The sequence below is a fragment of the Paenibacillus sp. FSL M7-0896 genome (assembly GCF_037975415.1).
In the GTDB taxonomy this organism is placed as follows: domain Bacteria; phylum Bacillota; class Bacilli; order Paenibacillales; family Paenibacillaceae; genus Paenibacillus_AQ; species Paenibacillus_AQ silagei.
The window spans coordinates 4089342-4113249 of the sequence record NZ_CP150250.1 but is presented as its reverse complement, the minus strand read 5'-3'; the positions used below and the strand labels follow the sequence as shown (position 1 = coordinate 4113249).

The window sequence follows — 23908 nt, the reverse complement described above, 5'->3', positions numbered from 1 at the left end:
CTTGGCAAAACAGGCAAGATACAAACTGAACCTTCAGCTGTTCGGGGGAGATAAGACAGAGAAGGCCACTCCGAAGAAACGGCAGGATGCCCGCAAGAAGGGGCAGGTTGCCAAAAGTGCTGAAATGTCAGGTGCAGTGGTCCTCTTCTCGGCGCTGCTGTCACTGAGCGTCTTCGGCGGCTTCATGAAAGAACGGTTTATCAAGCTGTATACAGATGTGTTCCAGAACCGGATGATGCTTGAGGTAACACCGGAGAATATCTCGGCGCTGTTCAACCAGTACGGGCTGCAGATCCTCATTCTGCTCGCTCCGCTGCTGGGCATCACCTTCCTGCTGGCGCTTGTGGCGAACTTTGCACAGGTAGGCTTTATGGCTTCGGGCGAAGGAATTACGCCTAAGTTCAGCAAGATCAACCCCATCAAAGGCTTCAAAAATATTTTTTCCATGCGTTCCGTAGTAGAGTTCCTCAAATCTGTCTTCAAGCTCATCCTGATTGCCTATCTGGTCTACAGTACGCTTTGGGGACAGAAGGAGAGCTTTTCACGTCTCTCGCATGTCGATGCGGAAGGGACATACAGCTTCGTTGCGAAGCTGACCATGAGCCTGGGCATCAAGATTGCAGCGGCTCTTTTTATAATGGCTGTACTGGACTATATCTATCAGAAATACGAGCATGAGAAGAGTCTCAAGATGTCGAAGCAGGACATTAAGGATGAGTACAAAAAGATGGAGGGCGACCCCATCATCAAAGGCAAGATCAGGGAACGTCAGCGCAGAATGGCGATGCAGCGGATGATGCAGGAGGTCCCCAAGGCCGATGTTATCATCACGAACCCGACCCACTTTGCAGTCGCCCTGAAGTATGACGGTTCCACAATGGAGGCTCCTCAGATTATAGCCAAGGGCCAGGATTATGTGGCACTCCGCATCAGGGAGCTGGCCAAGGAGCATGGTGTTGTAACGATGGAGAATAAGCCGCTGGCACGGGCATTGTTCCAGAGAGCGGAGATCGGTGATGTAGTGCCGGCTGATCTGTTCCAGGCAGTTGCCGAAGTGCTGGCCTATGTATACAAGCTTAAAGGCAAGAGGAGATAAGCCGGGGGAGGTTAAGGACATTGAAAGCTAAAGATCTAACAGTTCTACTGGGCATTATCGGTATCGTGCTGATGATGATTCTGCCCATCCCTGTCTGGCTTTTGGATGTACTGTTAATTATCAATATCTCGATAGCCCTGACCATTATATTGGTCGCTATGAATACCAGAGATCCGCTGCAGTTCTCAATATTTCCTTCACTGCTCCTGATCACCACGCTGTTCCGCTTAGCGCTGAACCTGTCCACAACCAAGCTGATTCTGGCTGATGGCCATGCCGGGGAGGTCGTAGCGACCTTCGGAAGCTGGATTGCCAGGGGACAGATCGCGATCGGGTTCATTGTCTTCCTGATCCTGGTTGTGGTTCAGTTCATTGTTATCACCAAGGGTTCTGAGCGCGTGGCCGAGGTAGGCGCCCGCTTCACACTGGATGCGATGCCCGGTAAGCAGATGAGTATTGATGCGGATCTGAATGCGGGGATGATCAATGAGCAGCAGGCACGGGAACGCCGCCGTAATGTCGAACGCGAGGCGGATTTCTTCGGAGCCATGGATGGTGCGAGTAAGTTCGTCAAAGGTGACGCTATTGCCAGTATCATCATCCTCATTATCAACCTGATCGGCGGCTTCATTATCGGTATGACCGTTCACGGCATGTCGTTCCAGACAGCACTCTCAACCTATTCTGTACTGACCATCGGTGACGGTCTGGTCAGCCAGATTCCGGCCCTGCTGATCTCCACGGCTTCCGGTCTGATCGTTACCCGGGCGGCTTCGGAAGGCAATCTGGCCGAGGATCTGACCGGACAATTGCTGTCTTATCCGAAGCTTCTATACATAGTGGCTGCGACAATTGCGTTTCTGGGTTTCTTTACCCCGATTACGATTATGTCCACGCTTCCTTTGGCAGGGCTGATGGCTTACGCGGCTTACAGTATGGGGCAGAAGGCCAGCAGGCAGCAGATTGCCGATGAACAACTGGTCGAGGAGAAGCAGATCGAAGAGGTGCGAAGTCCCGAAAGTGTCATCAATCTGCTTACGGTGGACCCGATCGAATTCGAATTTGGTTATGGTCTGATTCCTTTGGCGGATACGGGGCAGGGCGGCGATCTGCTCGACCGTATCATCATGATTCGACGGCAATGTGCACTGGAGATGGGTCTTGTCGTGCCGGTTATTCGTATTCGCGACAATATTCAACTAAAACCGAATGAATATGTCATCAAAATTAAAGGAAATAACGTTGGCGGCGGTGAATTATTACTTAATCACTATCTCGCCATGAGCCCCGGTTATGATGATGAGTCGATTAGCGGGATTGAGACTATTGAACCATCCTTTGGGCTGCCTGCCCTATGGATCGATGAGTCGGTGAAGGAGCGGGCTGAATTATCCGGCTATACCGTGGTTGACCCGCCTTCCGTTGTAGCCACACATCTGACCGAGCTGATCAAACGATATGGACACGAATTGCTGGGCCGTCAGGAGACGAAGCAGCTGGTCGACAACCTCAGGGAGAATTATCCTGTGCTGGTGGACGAGCTGATCCCTTCCATTCTTGCCGTCGGGGATATTCAGAAGGTGCTGGGCAAGCTGCTGCGGGAGAAAATATCCATCCGCGATCTGGTCACCATCTTCGAGACGCTTGCCGATTACGGCACGTATACCAAGGACCCTGACATTCTGACTGAATATGTGCGGCAATCCCTCTCCAGACAGATTACCCAGCAGTTCTCTCAGACGGGGGAGACCCTGCGTGTCATTACCGTAGGCCCCGGACTTGAGAAAAAAATTTCCGAGAGCGTGCAGCAGACGGAGCAGGGCAGCTACTTGGCGCTCGATCCGGTATCTACCCAAACCGTCTATCAGCGGCTTACGGAGCAGATCAACCGTCTCCTGCAATCCGGCCAGCAGCCGATTGTACTAACCTCTCCAACGATTCGCATGTATCTGCGCCAGGTGATTGAGCGAACCATGCAGGATATCCCGGTGCTCTCCTACAGCGAGCTGGAGCCAAACATTGAAATTCAAAGCGTCGGGGTGGTGAACTTATGAGAGTGAAGCGTTATGTGGTCGATACGATGCCTGACGCCATGCATTCGATCCGCAGCGAGCTTGGAAGCGATGCCGTTATTTTAAGCACCAAAGAAATAAAGGTTGGCGGATTCATGGGCATGTTCACGAAAAAGAAGATTGAGGTTGTGGCTGCTGTGGAGAACGGTACAAAGGCGGCCGCGCAGGAGAAGATTCCTGCACCGCCCATGAATGTACCGCGAAATGCAGTGCCAGAGGCCTATCAGAAGGCTGCCTCAGCCGCTGCTCCTCCTCTCCCGCCGCCTGTGACGGTAAGAGATGCGGCAGCAGCCAAGTCGTTTGCCGAGATTGCCGCAGCGCTGGCTGATCCGCTGGAGCAGGGCGGAGGCGTCGCTGTGATGCCGCCTTTGACCAAGACGGAGCCGCCGGATATCCGCACTGAGGATATTGCAGCAGGCCCGCCGTCTGTACCGCAGCCGGAGGAGAACCGGAAGAAGCTTGCAGCGATCTATGAATCGCTTGCAACAGAGCAGTCTGAACCTGAGCATACTGCTCCCACTGAAAGCGATGTTCTGCGGGAGATCCGGGATATGAAGCAATGGATGGAACGTATCGCACGTTATTCCTCAGGGGCAGCCGAGCTGCCTGATGCGCTGGAATCCTTACGCAGCCGCCTGATTGACCAGGAGACTGACGCTGTTCTCGTTGAGGAATGGATCGGACATGTTCTGGAGCGTTACCGTGAGGAAGGAAGCAGCTGGGGGCCGGAGCAATTCGAGGCTGTGCTCAGAGAGCAGATTGATGGTTTTCTGTCAGGACGCATTGCCGGCGGTATTGCCCCGGATACCCGGATTGTATATATTGCCGGGCCGACTGGGGTCGGCAAGACGACAACGATTGCCAAGCTGGCAGCGGAGCAGCTGTTCAAGCAGGGCCGCAAGGTTGGGCTGATTACCTCGGATACTTACCGGATATCTGCCGTTGAACAGCTTAGAACCTACGCTTCCATTCTCAACATGCCGCTGGAGGTTGTCCAGTCGCCGGGTGATCTGCAGCGGGCGATGTTCCGGCTGGAGAGCTGTGATCTGGTGCTAATGGACACCGCCGGACGCAATTACCGCAATGAAATGCTGGTGGCAGAACTGCAGAGCCTGCTGGCCAAGGAGCTTAAGAGCGAGACTCTGCTGGTGCTGAGTCTGACCTCGAAGAGCCGCGATATGAAAAAGATCGCGGAGCACTTCGGCAGATACCAGCTGGATAAGGTTGTATTCACGAAGCTGGATGAAACGGGGAGCTACGGCCCGCTGTTCAATGTCCTGAATGATTATCCGCTGAAGCTCTCTTATATTACCAACGGACAGAATGTTCCTGATGATCTTCTTATGGCCACAGGGGAGCAGATTGGCGGCATGCTGCTGGGAACAGGGGGCGGGTGATGGACCAGGCGCAGGCATTAAGACGGCTGGTCTCCAGCCAGGATACAAGGCAGGCTCCCGGAAGCGGTGCCTCCGCCCGGATCATCACGGTATGCAGCGGGAAGGGGGGAGTCGGAAAGTCGAATTTCACCCTTAACTTCGCGCTTGCACTGAAGGCCATGGGACGGAGAGTGCTTCTGTTCGATGCCGATATCGGCATGGCCAATATTGATGTCCTTATGGGTGTCTCCTCCAGATACAATCTGTACCACCTGCTCAAGCGGGAAGCGGATATCGGACAGATCATTCAGCTCGGACCGCAGGCGTTGCCCTTCATTGCAGGGGGCTCCGGGATGGACGAGCTGTTCACACTATCGGAGGCGGATCTGAATTACTTTACCACACAGATTGCAAGCATTGCCGATACCATGGATTTCATCCTGTTCGACACAGGGGCGGGGCTGTCCAAGGAAACGATGAAATTCATCACTTCTGCCGATGACTGCCTGGTGGTGACCACGCCTGAGCCTACCGCAATTACAGATGCATATGCGCTGATGAAGGTTGTTCATAATTCGCATCCTGAGGTTTCGTTCAGGCTGATTGTCAATCAGGCAGGGGATGAACGGGAGGCACGGGCCACCAGTGACAAAATCCGGATGGCGGCCAGCCGGTTCCTGCAGCTTGAGCTTCCCTTCCTCGGTTACATCAGCAGTGATCCGCATGTAGTACAGGCCGTTAAGAAACAAATTCCATTCTCAGTGGCTTTTCCGAACAGTATTGCAGCCAGGGATGTGCAGAGGCTTGCGCAGAGCTATCTGGCTGTGGATTCAGTAGAAACCGCTAAAGTTCAAGGCATCAAGGGATTCATCAGCAAGTGGTTGAAACGAAACAGATAATTGTTCTGAATTTGAGGCACAGAGGTGGAAAAGCTATGAGGCCATATAAAGTTCTGGTTGTTGATGATTCTGCATTCATGCGCAAGATCATTTCCGATTTAATAGAGAATGATGCCGACTTTCAAGTCACAGCGACAGCTGCCAACGGACGCGAGGCGATTGAGAAGGTTAACGAGCTTCGTCCGGATCTCGTAACCATGGATGTGGAGATGCCTGAGATGAATGGCCTGGAGGCGCTCAAAAGTATCATGGCCCAGCGTCCGCTCCCGGTGATTATGCTGTCCGGCATCAATGAAGAGGGGATGAAGGAGACGATTCTGGCCTTGGAGTGGGGGGCTTTCGATTTCATCCGAAAGCCGTCCATTTCAAACTCCCAGGATATCATCGCTGTCGGAGTGTCCCTCCGGGAGCAGATGAAGGAAGCGATGCTGGCGCGCGAGCGGCGTGAAGCCCGCGCTTCCGCCGTCAAATCGCCTGAGCCTCCTCCTCCCGCTGCTGAACCGCCTGCTCCGCGGGCTGTTGTGGAACCGGTAAGAAGGAAGCTGGAGCCGTCCAAGAAAGAAGCGGATAAAGCGCCGCTTCTGGGCACGGAGAAGCCGAGGGTCAGGGCGCCGCTTGAACCGCCTGCTGACAAACGGAAGCCGGAAGCCCGCACTGAGCCGCCCACTGCGAAGCGGGTAGTCAAGCCAGCGCCGGCAGTTCCTAAACCGGCTCCCGAGAGGTTCAAAGGCCGCTCCCAGGAGGCGCCGGGCGCCGGATGGGCTGGACAACGGGCGGCTGCTGAAGTTGCTGCAGGCTCGTTCGCAGAACCTCCTGGAGCAACAGGAGGCCAGGCAAGCGGAAGCCGGAGCGTGCGCAAGCTGGTTGCTGTAGGCTGCTCAACCGGAGGTCCGAGAGCGCTGAAGGCGTTCCTGGAGAACATTCCCGGTGACTTCCCGGCACCGATTGTCATTGTCCAGCATATGCCGCCTAACTTCACCAAGTCGCTGGCCCAGCGTCTGAATACCTTCAGCGCGCTGGAGGTCGCGGAAGCGGAGCACGGTATGATTCTCCGGCAGGGTGCGGCGTATATAGCTCCCGGGGGCTATCACCTGACAGTGGTTCCTGCGCCTGGCGGCCAATACATGATAGAGCTTACTAAGGAAGAGGTCCGTAATGGACATCGTCCTTCTGTAGATACACTGTTTGAATCGGTATTGCAGCTTACCTCGCTGGAACGTCATGCCGTCATAATGACGGGGATGGGCAGCGACGGGGCCCGTATGATGAAAGCACTCTATGATTCGGGGGTGACATCAACCTTTGCAGAGAGTGAAGAAACCTGTGTGGTATACGGAATGCCGAGGTCTGCAGTAGAGTTGAAGTGTGTAAGACACATCCTGCCTTTGCAAGAAATTGCTCCAAGGCTGGTACAAGCCGTTAAATAATGGAATAGCGAACTCGAAGGGGAGGTACCCGCTCATGGACATGAACCAATACTTATCCATGTTTATTGATGAGTCAAATGATCATCTGCAGTCTTTGAACGAGAGCATGATGGGGCTGGAAGCGAATCCGGAGGATCTGAGTATTGTTCAGGTGATTTTCCGCTCCGCCCATACCTTGAAAGGTATGGCGGCTACAATGGGGTTTGAAGATTTGGCTTCGCTTACGCACCAAATGGAGAACGTGCTCGATCTGGTGCGCAATAACAAACTGCGGATGCAGGACTTCATTTTTGATACCCTGTTCCAAAGTATTGACGCGCTGGAATCCATGGTGGAGGATATCACCGGCGGGGGAGCGGGCAAGGCCGATGTAACAGCGATTGTCTCTTCCCTGCAGGCCATCGTACGCGGAGAGGTTCCTTCTGCCGGCAATGCTTCTGCTGAAGTCACTGCCGCTGCGTCCGGCAATGCCAGCGCGGCCCAGGTGTTCCTGGATGAATTCCAGTACTCCGTGCTGGAGCAATCCCTTCAGGAAGGCCATCAGGTGCTGTATGTGGATGTGGCGATCCGCAAGGACTGTCAGCTCAAAGCCGTACGTGCCTACATGGTCTTCGACCTTCTGGAGCGTTCAGGAGAAGTCGTGAAATCCTTCCCTTCGGTTCAGGACATAGAGCAGGAGAAATTCGATTACGGATTCTCCCTCTACTACATAACCCAAAAGGATGCAAGTGAGATTCAGAAGATGATTCTGAATCTGTCAGAGATCGAAGCGGTTACCGCTGTGGCGCTTGATCAGGAGTCACTTCGCCAAATGGGACAAGACACTGCGGCAGCTACAGCCGAAGCGCCCGCTCCGGCTCCGGTGCAGGAAGCCGCTCCCGTTGCTGCCGGTAATGCTTCCCCTGCGGCTTCTCTGCATCCCAAGGAAGAGAACGGCAAAGCAGCCCCGGCCCGGGCAGGAGGAGCGCCGTCGCCTTCCCGGACCATCCGTGTGGATATTGAGCGGCTGGATGTGCTGATGAATCTGTTCAGCGAGCTGCTGATTGACCGTGTCCGGCTGGAGCAGCTGGCCTCCGAGGTGCAGAACGGCGATCTTACCGAAACGGTCGAGCATATGGGCCGGGTGAGCGGCGATTTGCAGAATATCGTCATGAAGCTCCGCATGGTTCCGGTAGACACCGTATTTAACCGGTTCCCGCGGATGATCCGCGATCTGGCGAAATCGCTGGACAAGAAGGTGGATTTAATCATCACTGGAGCAGATACAGAGCTTGACCGTACGGTGATTGATGAGATTGGAGATCCGCTGGTGCATCTGCTGCGCAATGCGGTTGACCACGGGATTGAATCCATTGCAGACCGGATTGCGGCCGGGAAGCCGGAGACCGGGACCGTCCAGCTCCGGGCCTTCCATAGCGGCAATCATGTGTTCATCGAGATTGAAGAGGATGGCAAGGGCATCTATCCGAAGAACGTCTTAGCCTCTGCTGTCAAAAAGGGTGTGATTACCCAAGAGCAGGCGGGCACGATGACAGATGACGAAGCGTACCAGCTGCTCTTCGCGCCTGGATTCAGTACAGCTGAGGTCATCTCTGATGTATCGGGCCGGGGCGTGGGTCTCGATGTGGTCAAATCCAAAATCTCTTCCCTGGGCGGTAACGTTACCATCTATTCCACACCGGGCAAAGGCACGAATTTCTCCGTTCAGCTTCCGCTGACCCTGTCAATCATTGCAGCGATGCTGGTTCGGCTTGGCTCAGAGAAATATGCCATTCCGCTCTCTTCCATCGTGGAGACTGGAATTGTGAAGCAATCCCAGATCCGCACCATTCACGGCAACCGGATGCTGGAGTTCCGGGGCAGCCATATTCCGCTGGTCTCCCTGAGCAAGATCTTCTCCATTCCGGACTATGATGAAAGCACGGAAGAGGAGACGGAGATCGTGGTTGTCCGCAAGGGAGAACGGCTGGTTGCCTTGGCTGTGCAGGACTTCATTGGCCAGAACGAAATTGTAATCAAGAATCTCGGCAAGTATCTCCCAGAAGTGCAGGGAATTTCCGGAGCCACGATTCTTGGAGACGGACAGGTAGCGCTTATTATCGATCCGAATGCTTTTATCAAATAATCAGGTTAGAACAGGGAGGGTCATTCCATGGCTGAAGATATCAAAGTAATTGTATTCAAGCTTGGCACTGAAGAATACGGCATTGAAGTAGAGAAGGTCCAGACGATTGAACGTATGATGCCGATTACCCGCGTACCGAAGACCTATTCCTTTATCAAAGGTGTGATCAATCTGCGCGGTGTTGTGATTCCGGTTATCGATCTGCGCGGACGATTCGGTATCGAAGAAGCGGAGCACACCGACCAGACCCGGATCATTATCGTCAATGTGAATGAGATGGAAGTAGGCTTCATTGTCGATTCAGCCAATGATGTCATCGACTTGAACCGTGACATTATCGATGTACCGCCGGATGTTGTAGGGGGTATCAAGGCGAAGTATCTGGATGGGGTAGCCAAAATTGGGGATGACCGTCTGTTGATTATGCTTAACCTGTCTGAAGTGCTTAACAAGAGTGAAATCGTGCAGCTGGAAAGCCTGGAGGGCTAGCCTATGGAGCTATTCAAGAATTTCAAAGACTTCAAAATGGATGTGCTTAAGGAAGTAGGGAATATTGGGGCCGGTAATGCGGCCACTGCCTTGTCCCAGCTGCTCAATAAGCCGATTGACATGGCCGTGCCTAAGGTACAGTTGCTCAGCTTCGAGGAAATCACCGATAAGGTGGGCGGAGCGGAGGAACTGGTATACGCGGTATTCCTGCGTGTGGAAGGTGAAGCTCCGGGCAACCTGTTCTTCATTCTTACCCCGGAAGCGGCAAGCAACCTGCTCAGCCGGATTGCCGGTATTGAAGTCTCAGGCGGCGGTGAGCTGAGTGAGATGGAATTATCCGCACTAAGCGAGATCGGCAATATTCTGGCCGGCTCTTATCTCTCTTCCCTGGCGGACTTCACCTCCCTGACCATGTATCCGACCGTGCCGGCGCTTGCAATGGATATGGCCGGAGCGATTCTTGGCTACGGGTTGCTGCAGTTCGGTCAGATGGGCGATGATGCGCTGCTGATCGATACGACTTTTTTAGAAGGCCAAAATGAAATTGAAGGACAATTCTTCCTTATTCCCGATCCGGAATCGTTCCCCAAAATATTCAAGGCTTTAGGAGTACCGTTCGACAATGATTGAAGAGCAGAGCATCATTAAAGTAGGTATGGCGGATCTGAACGTAGGCAGCCAGGACAGCCTTATTCGTACGACCGGTCTTGGCTCCTGCGTAGGTCTGACTCTGTTTGATCCCGGTAAAAAGCTGGCGGGGATGGCTCATGTCATGCTGCCCTCGTCAGAGATTGCCAGGGAGGGACAGCTGAATATCGCCAAGTTCGCAGATACTGCTGTGCCTGAGCTTTTGGCCCGCCTGCTGGGGCTGGGGGCGGTTAGAAGCCGGATTGTGGCCAAGATGGCCGGAGGCTCGCAGATGTTTGCTTTTGCCGGAGGGAGTGACACCATGAGGATCGGGCCTCGGAATGTGGAATCCTGCAAGCTTGCTCTTGAGAGCCTTCATATTCCGCTTATCGCGGAGGACACGGGCGGCAATTATGGGCGCACGATAGAAATCTCCTGCAATACCGGAGTGATTTTTATCCGCAGCGTTCAAAAAGGCCCGAAGGAAATTTAGCCATGAGCAGGAAACTATTACTGAATATTGTGGCCGGACTGATCGGATTTGTACTAACCTTCCTTGCGAACAACGGACAGAACCTGCTGGGTACCAGCCTGATCCGGGGCCTGTACGGTTTTATTATCTGGTTTGTGCTTGCTTTCATCCTGAGATGGGTATTGGGTTTTATTATCGGAAAAGAATCCTCAGACCCGGAAGCCGGTTTGTTCGATAACGGAGAGTCTCTTGGCGGGAAGCTTGATATTAGTACACCTGAAGAGGATCAGGAGCTCAAAGACCTGCTAACCCCAAAACGGGAGGCGGTCAGTGAAGAGCCCGGGGGGTTCACGCCTTTGCAGCCTCCGAAGCTAGTCTCTATGAAAGATCCTGAAGAATTGGCCAAGGCCGTTCGTCACCTGAAAGAAGAATAAGCGAGTGCTGCGGCGAAAGTCCGTCATCTTGCGCCGCATGTTTGCCCGCTGACTAAACTTTGGGAAGGGTGAAAGCCGTTGAACGAGCGTAAAGCAACTCAGTCGGAAACAGACCTGCTTTGGGAGCAGTGGAAAGAGCACGGCGATCCTGAAGCTAAAAAAAAGCTGATTGAGAGTTATCTCCATATTGTTGATTACGTGTCCAGCCGTCTGGCAGTAGGGCTGCCCAAAAACGTCTCCAAGGACGATTTGGCCAGCAACGGTGTCATGGGACTCATTGATGCGATCGAAAAATTCGACTACAAGCGGGGGCTTCAATTCCAGACCTATGCATCGTGGCGGGTTCGGGGAGCGATCCTTGATTCTCTGCGGCAAAGTGACTGGGTTCCCAGATCCGTACGCGAAAAAGCGAAAAAAATCGAGGATGCCTACCAGCAGCTGGAGCAGAAGTATTTGAGATCGGTAAGTGACGATGAAATGAGCAAGTATCTGAATATTTCGGAAACGGAGTTTCAGACAATGCTGCAGGATGTTGCAGTAATGTCACTCTGTTCACTCGAAGATCCTATACGTGAAGAAGAATCAGAGACACGAATGTCCATATTGGTAGATGACAAGGCCAAGAATCCGGACCGTAAAGTGAATGAGTTCTACCTGCGGGATACGCTAACCAAAGGCATCGAGAAACTAACAGTGAAAGAACGGACCGTCGTGTCCCTTTTATATTATGAGGATTTATCTTTAAGCGAGATTGCGGAAGTGATGTCACTGTCTCCTTCGCGAATCTCCCAGCTTCATTCCAAAGCTATTTTGCGGCTAAGAGGAACACTTGAGAAGAACCGGGACCTTCTAATGCAAAATGATTAACCGGGTGACGGTGACAAGGGGGAGCAGAAATTGATCGGTCAATATGTATTGAGCCAATACCTGAGCATTACTTTTTCGGAGGATAAGGGGATTGCTTACCTTCAGTTCACCAAGAAGGATGAGAATTTCACCTGTTCGGTCGAGGACCTTGAGAGCTTCCTGTCCAGTCACAATATTCGTTTCGGTATCCAGCATGATATTGTGCAGCGGATTAGCAGCAACCCGGAAGAATATTTCTGGAACCGGGTGCCGATCGCGATTGGACAGCCTGCTGTCAACGGTAAGGATGGCCGCATTGTGCTGACCGTTGATATGGAGGAGGACCGCAAGCCTCTGGAGAAAGAGGATGGCAGGGTGGATTACAAAGAGCTGGTCCGGCTGCATAATGTAAGGAAGGGCCAGCTTATTGCCAAGGTTATTCCGGCAGAGAACGGTGTGAGCGGCAGAACGGTAACCGGGGAGGAGCTTCCGTTCCGGGCAGGGAAGGAGGCTCATTTCAAGGTAGGCAAGAATGTGGTGGTGGATCAGGAAGAGACCTCCATGTATTCGGCGATTGACGGATTGGTCACGCTGACAGACAAGGGCAAAATCAATGTATTTCCGGTGTATGAAATCAATGGTGATGTGGATTACAGCACAGGCAATATTGATTTCGTGGGCACGGTGGTCATCCGCGGCAATGTGCTTACCGGCTTCACCGTCAAATCCGCAGGAGATATCCGGGTGGTCGGCGGGGTAGAGGGGGCCGAGCTGATATCGGGCGGGTCCATCGAGATTACGGGCGGCATCATCGGATATAATAAAGGCCTCGTCAGCGCCGGTAAAAATGTTAAGGTCTCGTTCATCCAGGATGGCAATGTTGTGGCCGGTGAGGATATTATCGTCTCCCAAAGCATTATGCATTCCAGCATCCGGGCTGGCCGAGATGTACTGTGTAACGGGGCCAAAGGCTTAATCGTCGGGGGGATCGTACAGGCAGGCGAGCGTGTGATCGCCCGTACCATCGGCAATACCATGTCTACAGCTACAGCGATTGAAGTGGGCGTTGTTCCCGAGCTGAGAAATGAGATCAACGAACTGCGCCAGGAGCTCCGGCAGCTTCTTGAGAATGAGGACAAGACCAATAAGGCGCTGTATCTGCTTAATCAGCTGGCGAACAATGGCCAGCTATCGCCCGATAAGGTGGCGCTTCGCGTCAAGCTTAATGCCACCAAGCAATCCCATATGCGTGATGAAAAGAGAATTAAAGAGCGTGTGCTGGAGATCGAGCGCATGCTGGAGGACACCGGCAGAGCTAAGGTTGATGTCGTCAAGACGATCTATGGAGGCTCTAAGATCGTAATCGGCAGATATACCAGGTTCGTCAAGGACCCGACGGAGCGGGTATCCTTCATTTACAGTGAAGGGGATATATCCATAATACCGTATGTATAATCAGGCAGGCAGCCGAGGCGGCCTGCTATTCCTTGATTCTGTAACCAATGAGTGGAGAAGAGGGATCTTATGAGTCTGAAACCGGTGGAACTGCAAATTGCGTTGCCCCGTACCCATGATGCGGGCAAAGTTCAGAACAACCTTCAGCAGCGTCCTGCACTCGACCAGCAGCAATTGGCAGGCCAGAATATCAAGCATAGCCAGGAAATCTCGCTGCGCAGCACTGAGGTTGACGAGTCTGCCGAATCGGCGCTGCGGGATGGCGGCAAGGGGAGCGGCTCTGGCAGTCAGCCTCATCCGCGCAAGCCGGATAAGTTGGAGAACACCCATGCTGCCGAACATCCTTATAAAGGGCACCGTATAGATTTCAGTCTCTGATTGGGACAGAATAACCGCAAATGCAGTTAAGGCATCCTATGAATTAAACGCAGAAGGAGATTACACACTTGGAACCATGGGTATACATCGTGCTGGTAGGCGCAGTTGCTATTGTTTATGCCCTGCGGCTGCCGGCCAGAACGGGTAAGGAAGACTCGGAGAAGAAGAGCCTGAAGGAGACGGAGGCGGCTCTGGAGCTCTACATGGCCGATATCGAGCATGAGAACTCCGAGCTGCTGAAGCTGGTGGGCAGTATTAAGACACAGTCACAGAGCAATAAGGCGGCCCTGCAGGAAGAGATCGGTGTACTGCGGGAGCAGGTGGGCGAGCTGCAGAAGAGCCTGCTGCTGATGGATGCGCGGCTGACCGCAGAAGAGAAGGGACTGCTTCAGCTGTCAGCAACCTTCTCGCGGGAAGCCTCGTCCGGACACGCGGAGAAGCCCCAGGGCAGGGAGCAAGCTGCCGAGGCAGTGCCTCCTGTTAAGCCAAGACCCGTCAGCTCCATCAAGCTGCGGTATCCCCGGCTGTTCGAGCTGCATGAGCAAGGGAAATCAATTGATTCTATCGCCAAGACCGCCGGTCTGCAGCGGGGCGAGGTGCAGCTGATCCTGCAGCTTGCGCAGCAGGAGGAATCCGTATGATGAAGAACCGGTTCTTTATGCTGGGACTAGGGATCGGGCTGATCGCCGGCGCGCTGCTGCTGCAGCTGATGATAGCCGGACGGACGGCGCCTCTGACCAAAGAAGAGCTGATCCGGCAAGCGGCTAGCCTGAACCTGACTGTTGTAGATCCGGCAGAAGCTGGTGCAACAGCAACGCCGTCCCCGGAGGAAGCGGCCGAGGCCCAGGCTTCCGGGACGCCAGCAGTAACACCGGCAGCTACGCCTGCTGTCCCGCCCAAGCCGGCTGCAACGCCAAACGCCGCAGCGACACCGGGCAAGCCTTCGGCACCTGTGCAGCCGCAGAACACTGCGGAGCCTGTTACCCAAGCTCCGGCTACGCCTGAAGCGCCTGTGGCTGCGGTGGACGGGGTAATCTCTCTTAAGATTCCCACTGGAATTACGCTCACCCAGACGGCAGCTCTGCTTGCGGAAGCCGGGGTTATCGAGGATAAGAACAAGTTCCTCCAGACGGCAAACAGCCGTAAGGTGAACACTATCATTCAATACGGCAGCTACAGCTTCACCAAGGGAGAGAGCATCAACTCCATTATTGACAAGCTGATTACCGTAAAAAAGTAATCGTTGCATAGGCTGTTTTAATATGATATATTAATTGACGGTGTTAAAACACACGCCGGTTGATTTCGACAAGGGGTGCTTTCTTCTGAAGAAAGTCTTGCTGAAAGATGACGCGCGGCGGAGGAGACACACAATAAACCAAACTTAGGAGGTGTGTGAAGATGGCAGTAATCTCCATGAAGCAGCTTCTCGAAGCTGGGGTACACTTCGGTCACCAGACTCGTCGTTGGAACCCAAAGATGGATCGTTATATCTTCACTGAAAGAAACGGAATTTACATTATTGACTTGCAAAAGACAGTCAAGAAGGTAGAGGAAGCTTACAACTTTGTAAAGAGCGTCGCTGGCGACAACGGCACAATCCTATTCGTAGGAACAAAGAAGCAGGCACAGGATTCCGTAAAAGAAGAAGCTGAACGTTCGGGTATGTTCTTCATTAACCAGCGTTGGCTCGGCGGTACCCTGACTAACTTCCAGACTATTCAGAAGCGTATTGACCGCCTGAAGAAATTGGAAGCTTGGGAAGAAGACGGTACCTTTGCAGTATTGCCTAAGAAAGAAGTTATCCTTCTCCGCAAAGAGAAAGATCGTCTTGAGAAATTCCTGGGCGGTATCAAGAACATGAAAGGTCTTCCAAGCGCGCTGTTCATCATTGACCCGCGTAAAGAGCGCATTGCAGTAGCAGAAGCTCGCAAATTGGGTATTCCTATCGTAGCTATCGTTGATACTAACTGCGATCCGGATGAAATTGACTACGTAATCCCAGGCAATGACGACGCAATCCGCGCCGTGAAGCTCTTGACTGGTAAGATGGCTGATGCTGTTGTTGAAGCTCATCAGGGCGAAGACACAACTACAGCTTAAGTAGTAACCGGAACATAAAACATAAACTCAAATGAAAAGGGTGGTTGGCAGGTGGATAACCTCTCACTGCCCTTTTTTTAAAATGCAAGCAAGTATCGCTTTATGCCCGCGTATGACAACGACTATGACCCTGGAGGGAATAACAATGGCAGTAGATGCAAAAGCAGTGAAGGAACTTCGTGAAAGAACAGGGGCAGGAATGCTCGATTGTAAGAAAGCGCTGGAAGAAGCAAACAACGACATCACCAAAGCAGCAGAATTGCTTCGTGAAAAAGGTCTGTCCGCAGCAGCGAACAAGGCCGGACGTATTGCTACTGAAGGTACTGTAGAATCCTATATCCACGCTGGCGGCCGTATTGGCGTTCTGGTGGAAATCAACTGCGAAACTGACTTCGTAGGCAAAACGGATTCCTTCAGAGAATTCGCGCGCGACATCGCTATGCAAATCGCAGCAGCAAACCCGCTGTATGTCCGCCGTGAAGAAGTACCTTCTGCAGACGTAGAGAAGGAAAAAGAAATTCTTAAGGCGCAAGCGCTGAACGAAGGCAAGCCTGAGAAGATCGTTGAAAAAATGGTGGAAGGCCGCATCAGCAAGTTCTATGAAGAATACTGCCTGATGGAGCAATCCTTCGTTAAAGACCCGGACAAGACAATCTCCCAGCTGCTGAATGAAAAAATCAGCACCATTGGCGAGAATATCACCATCCGCCGCTTTGTTCGTTTCGAACTGGGTGAAGGTCTTGAGAAGAAAGTCGACAACTTCGTAGAAGAAGTTATGGCACAAGTAAAACAATAATAACTGCATGACATTGAATAAGAACTGAATACAGGCAAGCATCAAAAGAGCGGAACACATACAAGTAGTGTTCCGTCTTTTGTAGAAAGTGAGGGTATATAATTGGAACAACCGGTATTTAAGAGAGTAGTCCTTAAGGTAAGCGGTGAATCGCTCGCCGGACAGAATGGCTATGGCATCGATGCCGATACGATCATCTCTATTGCAGAGCAGGTCAAGGAAGTCGTGGAGCTTGGAGTTCAGGTTGCGATTGTATGCGGCGGTGGCAACATCTGGCGCGGAATCGCCGGAAGTGCAAGCGGTATTGACCGGGCAACAGCCGATTATATGGGAATGCTGGCAACAGTGATGAACTCGCTGGCATTGCAGGACGCTCTGGAGCAGATCGATGTCCCTACCCGGGTTCAGACCTCTATCGCCATGCAGCAGATTGCTGAGCCCTATATCCGCCGCCGGGCGATCCGGCATCTGGAGAAGGGCCGCGTAGTTATTTTTGCCGCAGGGACAGGGAATCCGTTCTTCTCGACAGATACTACGGCAGCGCTTAGAGCAGCCGAGATTGAAGCCGAGGTTATCCTCATGGCCAAGAATAAGGTAGACGGCGTCTACTCAGCAGATCCGTTCAAGGACAGCACAGCCGTGAAATACGAGCAGCTTACTTACATGGATATTCTGAACAAAAACCTGGGGGTTATGGATTCTACCGCTTCCTCACTCTGCATGGATAATAATATACCGCTCATTGTGTTTGCTATTACAGAGCAAGGCAATATTAAACGCGTCGTTCTCGGCGAAAAGATCGGGACGATCGTTAAAGGGAGTGTAAATTAAATGCCACAATCGGTTAAGAAGAATGCCGAAGAGCGTATGGAAAAAGCGATTCTCTCGCTGAAACGCGACTTGGCAACACTGCGGGCAGGACGCGCTTCGACGTCGCTGCTGGATCGCATCCAGGTTGAATATTACGGTGCTCCAACTCCTATTAATCAGCTGGCCAACATCAGCACACCGGATTCCCGGACCCTGCTGATCCAGCCGTGGGACAAAACTTCAATGTCAGACATCGAAAAGGCGATTATGAAATCCGACATTGGGATTACTCCAGCCAATGACGGTACGATCATCCGCCTGTCGATTCCTCCGCTTACCGAAGAACGCCGCACTGAGCTGGTGAAATTCACCAAGAAGTTCGGTGAAGAAGCGAAGGTAGCGATCCGCAACATCCGCCGCGATGCCAATGATGACATCAAGAAGATGGAGAAGAACGGCATTTCAGAAGATGAATCACATGGACATCAGGAAGATATCCAGAAATCAACGGATAAGTTCATAGCTGAAGTCGACAAAGTGCTCTTGTCCAAAGAAAAAGAGATTATGGAAGTATAACGAAATTCATGAGACTTCAGGCCCCTCCGTTAATGGTGGGGTTTGTCTCTTTCTGATAAGAGCTTGGAGGAAACGGAAATGATCAAACGGATTCAAGAATGGCTGAGCCGTAAAGACAGGCAGGAGCCAGTCGAGATTTCACCGGATAATATTCCCCGGCACGTAGCGATAATTATGGATGGCAACGGACGCTGGGCGAAGCGGCGCGGTATGCCCCGGGTTGTGGGCCATCAGAACGGGATGAAGGCAGTCAAACGTGCTACGATTGCAGCGAATGACCTCGGAGTAGAATTTTTGACTCTGTACGCTTTCTCTACGGAGAACTGGACCCGGCCTAAGGATGAAGTGGATTTCCTGATGCGCCTCCCCGTAGAATTCCTGGCGATTGAACTGGATGAACTCATTGAGAAGAATGTACAGGTGCGCGTAATGGGCAACACGGAGGCTTTGCCTTCCCATACCCGCAAGGCGATGGAAGAAGCGGTCGCCCGCACACTAAGCAATACCGGACTTATACTTAATTTTGCTCTGAACTACGGCGGGCGTAAGGAAATTGAGGACTGTATGCGCGCTCTGGGCAAGGATATCCAGGCAGGAATTCTGTTACCTGAAGAGATCACTTCAGAGCTGATTGACAACAGACTGTCATCCAGCGGATTACCCGATCCTGACCTGCTCATCCGTACGAGCGGGGAGATGCGGCTCAGTAACTTTATGCTGTGGCAAATCGCCTATAGTGAATTTTGGTTTACGGATGCGTACTGGCCGGAGTTCGACAAGACGCATCTGATGCAGGCTGTGGCTGAATATCAGCGCCGCACACGCCGTTATGGTGGATTGAAGTAGCCTGATGGGAGAGGGATTCTTTGAAGCAGCGATTGATTACCGGAATTGTTGCCGGGGCCTTGTTTTTAGGGTTATGCTATTGGGGTGGCTGGCCGTATCAGCTGATGCTGACTGCGATGGCCCTCATCGGCTATTATGAATTTGTGAAAATGACAGGTACAGCAACCTTCGGGCTGACTGCTGTATTTGGTTATGCCTCTGTAGTAGGCTTTATGATTCCTTGGGATCTCCTGGGAACGAATAAGCTATTTTCCTGGGAACAGGGGATTTGGCTGGTATTGCTGCTGTTCCTGCTGGTCACTGTCTTCAGTAAGAATAAGCTTGATATCAAAATCACCGCGATGATGTTCACTGGCATTGTTTACATAGGAATGGGGTTCTCGTATATGGGAATCGCCCGCGGTGCGGGAGATGGCCATGGCCTCTTCTGGACGATCCTGCTGCTGTGCTGTATATGGGGCAGTGATGCCGGAGCCTATTTTGTCGGCAGAAGCTTCGGGAAGAACAAGCTGTGGCCTGCGATCAGTCCTAACAAGACTATAGAGGGCGCGCTTGGCGGAGTATTGATTTCTGCTGTCATATCGATTGTGTTTGCTATACTGGTTCCTGATCTGCTGACTATCGGACGCGCGCTGCTGATTGGAATTGCCTGCGCTGTGCTGGGTCAACTTGGAGATCTTGTACAATCTGCCTATAAACGGGTGTACGGTATTAAGGATTCAGGCTCACTCTTGCCGGGTCACGGTGGCATCCTGGACCGCTGCGACAGCTGGATCATCGTATTTCCTTTCGTACATATCGTAATGCTGATGCCTTACTATTAACGACAGGGAGAAGGAAAGCAACTGTGAAAAGAATTAGTATTCTCGGCTCCACGGGTTCCATCGGTACCCAGACGCTGGATGTGGTCGCTATGCATCCGGAAGCTTTTGAAGTCGATGGACTGGCGGCGGGAAGTAATACTTCACTGCTGCTGGAACAGGTCCGCCGTTTCAAGCCTCGCCGTGTATCGGTATCCACGAAGGAGCTTGCAGAGGAGATCAGATCCAGTCTGCCTGCCGGTGTAGAGCTGTACAGCGGAAGTGAAGGTCTGGTGGAGATTGCTGCCGGAGGCGATGCACAGACGGTCGTAACTGCGCTTGTAGGCAGTGTAGGACTTCAGTCTACGCTGGCGGCGATTGAAGCCGGCAGACATATTGGACTGGCTAATAAGGAGACACTGGTGACCGCCGGACATCTGGTTACAGAGCTGGCTGGACGCAAAGGTGTGAAGCTGCTGCCAGTGGACAGCGAGCATTCGGCGATTTTCCAATGCTTAAATGGGGAGAACCGTGAAGATGTGGCTTCAATTACCATTACTGCCTCGGGTGGCTCGTTCCGTGATTATAAGCGTGAACAGCTTACGAATGTTACCGTAGCGGACGCACTGCGCCACCCCAATTGGAGCATGGGGGCCAAGATTACTATTGACTCGGCAACCATGGTTAACAAAGGCCTGGAGGTTATTGAAGCCCACCATTTGTTCGCCCTTCCGTATGAGCAGATTGATGTGGTGCTGCATCCGGAGAGTATCATTCACTCCTATGTGGAGTTCTGCGACAGCAGCATTATTGCTCAGCTTGGGACTCCTGATATGCGGGTTCCCATTCAATATGCGCTCACCTATCCCGACCGCTGGCCGTCTCCTGCGAAGCGTTTGTCTCTGGCTCAGGTAGCCAGCCTGACCTTCCGGGAGATGGATTATGAGCGCTATCCGGCGCTAAAGATGGCTATTGACTGCGGCATAGCGGGCGGCACATTCACAACAGCCTTCAATGCAGCCAATGAGGTCGCCGTGGCCCGCTTCCTGCGCGGTGAGATTCCCTTCCTGCGGATTGATGAGATTATTGATGAAGTGCTTCAGCGTCATCAGGGTGAAGCGAACCCCGGTCTGGAACAGATTCACAGTAGCGATATAGCTTCCCGGGAGCTTGCGGCTGTCCTGTAAAGGGATAAGAGGCCTTTGGAAACGGTGAATATGGCTGTACCCTGAAAAATAGGTGTGGACTGTTGATTCTCTTGTGCCCTGCCTTGGAATAATGATAAATTAAGAGGACATACTTCGGTCTTACACCTTAAGGGGGAATGTTGCGCTATGGAGATGGTAAGAGTTGTTTTTTTAACGGTGTTTATGTTCTTTGTTCTGGTGACTGTCCATGAATGGGGACATTATTATTTTGCCAAACGCGCCGGAATTCTTGTACGGGAATTTGCGATCGGTTTCGGTCCGAAACTGTTCTCTTATAAACGCGGTGAAACCCAGTTCACGCTCCGCCTGCTGCCCTTCGGGGGATACGCCCGTATGGCCGGCGAAGATCCGGAGATGGTTGAGATCGGCCCCGGGCAGACCATTGCTGTCCGGCTGGGCCAGGATAACAAGGTAAAGAATATTTACCTCGATTCCCTGGATACGCGCAGAAATGTTATACGCGGCGAAGCACAGTTCACGGATCTGGAGAATGAACTGAAGATCCGCCTTGATGTAGATGGTGAAGTGACCACCTATGATGTGAATCCGCAGGCGATGATGATCAAAGGCACCCAGCAGACGCAAATTGCGCCCAAGGACCGCCAGTTCGGCAGCAAAACCGTCGGCCAGCGCGCGATAGCGATCCTGGCCGGACCGGTAATGAACTTCATTCTGGCGTTTGTGCTATTTGCACTTCATCTGCAGATGGCCGGAATACCGGTGGAGAATCCGACCTATGTGAAGATCGGTGACGTCAGCTTAGGGATGCCTGCGCAGGAAGCAGGTCTTCAGAAGGGCGACATCGTGGTCACTGTGGACGGGCAGGCCATCGGCGGAGATTACCAGAAGATGATCAAGCTGACTTCAGCCTCCAAAGGCAAAGAAATGAACTGGACGCTGAAGCGCGGCGAAGAGACCTTGAATGTGACCATGATTCCCCGTGGAATGGAAGGGGAGCAAGGCGGCAAGGTTGGAATTACGCCGGAGCTTCCTACCCGCAAGGCCGGAGTGGGGGAGACAATTACCAAGTCCGGTACAGCTATGGTCGACACCACCAAGCTGATTTTTATCGGCTTCAAGCAGCTGATCAACAAATTTAATATGGATGATATCTCCGGGCCGGTGGGCACGTTCCAATTGACCGGGCAGATTGCCCAGCAGGGGATTCAGTATTTGACCTATTGGGCGGCTATTCTCAGCCTGTATCTAGGGATCTTCAATCTTCTGCCGATTCCTGCACTGGATGGCAGCCGGCTTGTATTCCTGGGTGTTGAGGCACTGCGCGGCAAGCCGGTGGACCCGAGCCGGGAAGGCATGGTCCACTTTGTAGGCTTTGCCCTGCTGTTCCTGGTGATGATCGCTGTTACGTATAATGATATTTTACGCCTCATAAGCGGCTGACGGATGTCATATCTTTTTTATCCCGCGATGCATTTGATTGGGCTTCACACCTAATGTGCAATCTGAGGGGCGAATAATAGGAGGATTTCTTCACATGGCCAAAGACAAGCAGTTCGTTACAGAGATCACGCCGCAGGGCGAGGATTTCTCACGCTGGTATATCGATGTTATCAAAAAAGCTGACCTGATGGATTATTCGCCGGTCCGCGGCTGTATCGTGTTCAAACCGGACGGCTATGAAATCTGGGAGCATATCCAGGAGGAAATGAACCGCCGCCTGAAGGCGACCGGTCACCGGAATGCCTACTTCCCGCTGTTCATTCCCGAGAGCTTTTTCCAGAAGGAGAAGGAACATGTGGAGGGCTTCAACCCGGAGCTGCCTTGGGTCACTGAGGCCGGAGGCGATGTGCTGGAAGAACGTCTGGCGATCCGCCCTACGTCCGAGACCATGTTTGGCCATATGTATTCCAAGTGGATTCAGTCTTACCGAGACCTTCCGGTGCTGATCAACCAATGGGCCAACGTAGTCCGCTGGGAGAAACGTACCCTGCCGTTCATCCGTACGACAGAATTCCTCTGGCAGGAAGGCCATACCGCGCATGAGAATGAGACGGAAGCACGCGAAGAAACGATGAAGATGCTTGATAACTACCGCGACTTCGTGGAGACCTTTCTGGCTATTCCGGTAGTGACCGGACAGAAGACGCCATCCGAGCGGTTTGCCGGTGCTGTGGATACGTATTCCATTGAAGCGATGATGAAGGATGGACGGGCTGTACAGGCCGCTACCTCACATTATCTGGGCACCAAGTTCGCGGTTGCTTTTGATATCCAATATCTGAACCGGGAGAATGTACTGGAACATGCACATACGACCTCGTGGGGCTCTACCACGCGTCTGATCGGTTCCCTCATCATGGTGCATGGTGACGACCGTGGACTGGCTCTGCCGCCGAAGGTAGCGCCTACGCAAGTCATTATGATTCCAATCGGACCGCCTAAGACCCGCGAAGCAGTCATCGGACGTACCGACGAACTGTTTGGTGAGCTTAAGAGCGCCGGAATCCGCGTGCGTGTAGATGACCGTGCGGATGTAACCCCGGGCTGGAAGTTCAATGAATATGAAATGCGCGGCGTCCCTGTCCGTCTGGAGCTTGGTCCGCGTGATATGGAGAATGGCGTCTGCGTGCTTGTATCCCGGATCAGCGGCGAGAAGAAGGTCATTCAGCAGGAGAACCTGGTTGAAGAAGTGAATGCGATGCTTGCGCAGGTCCATCAGGAAATGTACGAGCGGGCACTGAAATTCCGTGAGGATCATTTCTATTCCGTAGACACTCTTGAGCAGATGAAGGATTCTATGGAAGAGAAACGCGGCTTTGCGCTTGCAGGCTGGTGCGGCTCTGAGGAATGTGAAGATAAGGTCAAGGAAGAGACCGGCGCAGGCAGCCGTAATATTCCGTTCCACCCGTCAGAAACGAAAGAGACCTGTATTTGCTGCGGCAAGCCTGCTCAGCATACGGTTGTATTTGCCAAAGCATATTAATCGGCAACCTTATATTTGTTATTTTTTTATATCAGCTTCTGGCGAGAGGAGTCGGCGGGCCGCAAGTACCCAATGCTTTTTAAGCTGGAGGCTTTTTCTTACAATTATTGCCGAGTTAGGTGGGGAATT

General features: G+C 52.6%; 24 protein-coding genes. All 24 read left to right on the top strand.

From position 1 onward, the window contains the following. The first annotated feature begins 1 nt into the window (after nt 1). The 24 genes from flhB (at nt 2) to proS (ending at nt 23779) form a co-directional block, all read left to right on the top strand. Entirely contained in the window at nt 2-1096 is a 1095-nt protein-coding gene (flhB, locus tag MKY12_RS17620) for a flagellar biosynthesis protein FlhB (protein WP_339310144.1), read from the top strand. A 20-nt stretch (nt 1097-1116) separates the two neighbouring features. Further along, entirely contained in the window at nt 1117-3150 is a 2034-nt protein-coding gene (gene flhA, locus MKY12_RS17615) for a flagellar biosynthesis protein FlhA (RefSeq protein ID WP_339310143.1), read from the top strand. Then, nucleotides 3147-4565: a flagellar biosynthesis protein FlhF gene (gene flhF, locus MKY12_RS17610; RefSeq protein ID WP_339310141.1), complete on the top strand. Its 1419-nt coding sequence runs from the start codon at nt 3147-3149 to the stop codon at nt 4563-4565. Before flhA ends, flhF begins: the two co-directional genes overlap by 4 nt. Further along, complete coding sequence (locus tag MKY12_RS17605) at nt 4562-5443, top strand: MinD/ParA family protein (protein ID WP_036692542.1); 882 nt, start codon at nt 4562-4564, stop codon at nt 5441-5443. The genes flhF and MKY12_RS17605 overlap by 4 nt, the downstream gene beginning before the upstream one ends. Nucleotides 5444-5478: 35 nt before the next feature. Continuing rightward, nucleotides 5479-6870, top strand: a complete 1392-nt coding sequence (locus tag MKY12_RS17600; RefSeq protein WP_339310140.1) for a chemotaxis response regulator protein-glutamate methylesterase — start codon at nt 5479-5481, stop codon at nt 6868-6870. 34 nt (nt 6871-6904) lie between these two features. Next, nucleotides 6905-8995, top strand: coding sequence for a chemotaxis protein CheA (locus MKY12_RS17595; protein WP_339310139.1), 2091 nt, complete (start codon nt 6905-6907; stop codon nt 8993-8995). A 27-nt stretch (nt 8996-9022) separates the two neighbouring features. Beyond that, nucleotides 9023-9484 carry a chemotaxis protein CheW gene (locus tag MKY12_RS17590; protein WP_036692546.1) on the top strand — a complete coding sequence of 154 codons (462 nt, stop codon included), beginning with the start codon at nt 9023-9025 and terminating at the stop codon, nt 9482-9484. 3 nt (nt 9485-9487) lie between these two features. Then, nucleotides 9488-10114 carry a chemotaxis protein CheC gene (locus tag MKY12_RS17585; protein ID WP_339310138.1) on the top strand — a complete coding sequence of 209 codons (627 nt, stop codon included), beginning with the start codon at nt 9488-9490 and terminating at the stop codon, nt 10112-10114. After that, nucleotides 10107-10604, top strand: coding sequence for a chemotaxis protein CheD (locus MKY12_RS17580; protein ID WP_036724701.1), 498 nt, complete (start codon nt 10107-10109; stop codon nt 10602-10604). Before MKY12_RS17585 ends, MKY12_RS17580 begins: the two co-directional genes overlap by 8 nt. A 2-nt stretch (nt 10605-10606) precedes the next feature. Beyond that, on the top strand, nt 10607-11017 hold the full coding sequence (locus MKY12_RS17575) for a hypothetical protein (RefSeq protein WP_339310137.1): 411 nt from the start codon (nt 10607-10609) through the stop codon (nt 11015-11017). Nucleotides 11018-11095: 78 nt separating this feature from the next. Next, nucleotides 11096-11884: a FliA/WhiG family RNA polymerase sigma factor gene (locus MKY12_RS17570; RefSeq protein ID WP_339310136.1), complete on the top strand. Its 789-nt coding sequence runs from the start codon at nt 11096-11098 to the stop codon at nt 11882-11884. Nucleotides 11885-11914: 30 nt separating this feature from the next. Continuing rightward, the gene (locus MKY12_RS17565) at nt 11915-13318 is read left to right on the top strand and encodes a FapA family protein (RefSeq protein ID WP_339310135.1); all 1404 of its coding nucleotides are present in this window, start codon (nt 11915-11917) and stop codon (nt 13316-13318) included. 69 nt (nt 13319-13387) lie between these two features. Continuing rightward, the gene (locus MKY12_RS17560) at nt 13388-13696 is read left to right on the top strand and encodes a hypothetical protein (RefSeq protein WP_339310134.1); all 309 of its coding nucleotides are present in this window, start codon (nt 13388-13390) and stop codon (nt 13694-13696) included. A gap of 68 nt (nt 13697-13764) precedes the next feature. Next, nucleotides 13765-14337 carry a hypothetical protein gene (locus MKY12_RS17555; RefSeq protein WP_339310133.1) on the top strand — a complete coding sequence of 191 codons (573 nt, stop codon included), beginning with the start codon at nt 13765-13767 and terminating at the stop codon, nt 14335-14337. Continuing rightward, nucleotides 14334-14936: a hypothetical protein gene (locus MKY12_RS17550; RefSeq protein ID WP_339310131.1), complete on the top strand. Its 603-nt coding sequence runs from the start codon at nt 14334-14336 to the stop codon at nt 14934-14936. The genes MKY12_RS17555 and MKY12_RS17550 overlap by 4 nt, the downstream gene beginning before the upstream one ends. A gap of 161 nt (nt 14937-15097) precedes the next feature. Continuing rightward, nucleotides 15098-15799, top strand: a complete 702-nt coding sequence (rpsB, locus tag MKY12_RS17545) for a 30S ribosomal protein S2 (protein ID WP_036692565.1) — start codon at nt 15098-15100, stop codon at nt 15797-15799. A 145-nt stretch (nt 15800-15944) separates the two neighbouring features. Continuing rightward, complete coding sequence (gene tsf / locus MKY12_RS17540; RefSeq protein WP_036724710.1) at nt 15945-16595, top strand: translation elongation factor Ts; 651 nt, start codon at nt 15945-15947, stop codon at nt 16593-16595. A 102-nt stretch (nt 16596-16697) separates the two neighbouring features. Then, a complete protein-coding gene (pyrH, locus tag MKY12_RS17535) occupies nt 16698-17426 on the top strand; it encodes a UMP kinase (RefSeq protein ID WP_036692582.1) in 729 nt (242 codons plus the stop codon). Beyond that, nucleotides 17427-17981 (top strand): ribosome recycling factor, encoded by a 555-nt coding sequence (frr, locus tag MKY12_RS17530; RefSeq protein WP_036724711.1) that lies wholly within the window; start codon nt 17427-17429, stop codon nt 17979-17981. 78 nt (nt 17982-18059) lie between these two features. Continuing rightward, nucleotides 18060-18827: an isoprenyl transferase gene (locus MKY12_RS17525; RefSeq protein WP_339249042.1), complete on the top strand. Its 768-nt coding sequence runs from the start codon at nt 18060-18062 to the stop codon at nt 18825-18827. Nucleotides 18828-18847: 20 nt separating this feature from the next. After that, nucleotides 18848-19651: a phosphatidate cytidylyltransferase gene (locus MKY12_RS17520; protein WP_076078640.1), complete on the top strand. Its 804-nt coding sequence runs from the start codon at nt 18848-18850 to the stop codon at nt 19649-19651. A gap of 23 nt (nt 19652-19674) precedes the next feature. Further along, complete coding sequence (locus MKY12_RS17515) at nt 19675-20814, top strand: 1-deoxy-D-xylulose-5-phosphate reductoisomerase (RefSeq protein WP_036724716.1); 1140 nt, start codon at nt 19675-19677, stop codon at nt 20812-20814. Between the two features lie 147 nt (nt 20815-20961). Continuing rightward, the gene (gene rseP / locus MKY12_RS17510) at nt 20962-22236 is read left to right on the top strand and encodes an RIP metalloprotease RseP (RefSeq protein ID WP_036724717.1); all 1275 of its coding nucleotides are present in this window, start codon (nt 20962-20964) and stop codon (nt 22234-22236) included. 94 nt (nt 22237-22330) lie between these two features. Further along, the gene (gene proS, locus MKY12_RS17505; RefSeq protein ID WP_036724718.1) at nt 22331-23779 is read left to right on the top strand and encodes a proline--tRNA ligase; all 1449 of its coding nucleotides are present in this window, start codon (nt 22331-22333) and stop codon (nt 23777-23779) included. Nucleotides 23780-23908: the final 129 nt, after the last annotated feature.

What these genes read in the sequence shown, in the direction of transcription:
- MKY12_RS17525 (WP_339249042.1), top strand. Translation starts at nt 18,060, where the DNA reads ATGATCAAACGGATTCAAGAATGGCTGAGCCGTAAAGACAGGCAGGAG.
- MKY12_RS17585 (WP_339310138.1), top strand. Translation starts at nt 9,488, where the DNA reads ATGGAGCTATTCAAGAATTTCAAAGACTTCAAAATGGATGTGCTTAAG.
- frr (WP_036724711.1), top strand. Translation starts at nt 17,427, where the DNA reads ATGCCACAATCGGTTAAGAAGAATGCCGAAGAGCGTATGGAAAAAGCG.
- MKY12_RS17580 (WP_036724701.1), top strand. Translation starts at nt 10,107, where the DNA reads ATGATTGAAGAGCAGAGCATCATTAAAGTAGGTATGGCGGATCTGAAC.
- proS (WP_036724718.1), top strand. Translation starts at nt 22,331, where the DNA reads ATGGCCAAAGACAAGCAGTTCGTTACAGAGATCACGCCGCAGGGCGAG.
- MKY12_RS17600 (WP_339310140.1), top strand. Translation starts at nt 5,479, where the DNA reads ATGAGGCCATATAAAGTTCTGGTTGTTGATGATTCTGCATTCATGCGC.
- tsf (WP_036724710.1), top strand. Translation starts at nt 15,945, where the DNA reads ATGGCAGTAGATGCAAAAGCAGTGAAGGAACTTCGTGAAAGAACAGGG.
- MKY12_RS17595 (WP_339310139.1), top strand. Translation starts at nt 6,905, where the DNA reads ATGGACATGAACCAATACTTATCCATGTTTATTGATGAGTCAAATGAT.
- MKY12_RS17590 (WP_036692546.1), top strand. Translation starts at nt 9,023, where the DNA reads ATGGCTGAAGATATCAAAGTAATTGTATTCAAGCTTGGCACTGAAGAA.
- MKY12_RS17550 (WP_339310131.1), top strand. Translation starts at nt 14,334, where the DNA reads ATGATGAAGAACCGGTTCTTTATGCTGGGACTAGGGATCGGGCTGATC.
- rseP (WP_036724717.1), top strand. Translation starts at nt 20,962, where the DNA reads ATGGAGATGGTAAGAGTTGTTTTTTTAACGGTGTTTATGTTCTTTGTT.
- MKY12_RS17575 (WP_339310137.1), top strand. Translation starts at nt 10,607, where the DNA reads ATGAGCAGGAAACTATTACTGAATATTGTGGCCGGACTGATCGGATTT.
- MKY12_RS17560 (WP_339310134.1), top strand. Translation starts at nt 13,388, where the DNA reads ATGAGTCTGAAACCGGTGGAACTGCAAATTGCGTTGCCCCGTACCCAT.
- flhF (WP_339310141.1), top strand. Translation starts at nt 3,147, where the DNA reads ATGAGAGTGAAGCGTTATGTGGTCGATACGATGCCTGACGCCATGCAT.
- rpsB (WP_036692565.1), top strand. Translation starts at nt 15,098, where the DNA reads ATGGCAGTAATCTCCATGAAGCAGCTTCTCGAAGCTGGGGTACACTTC.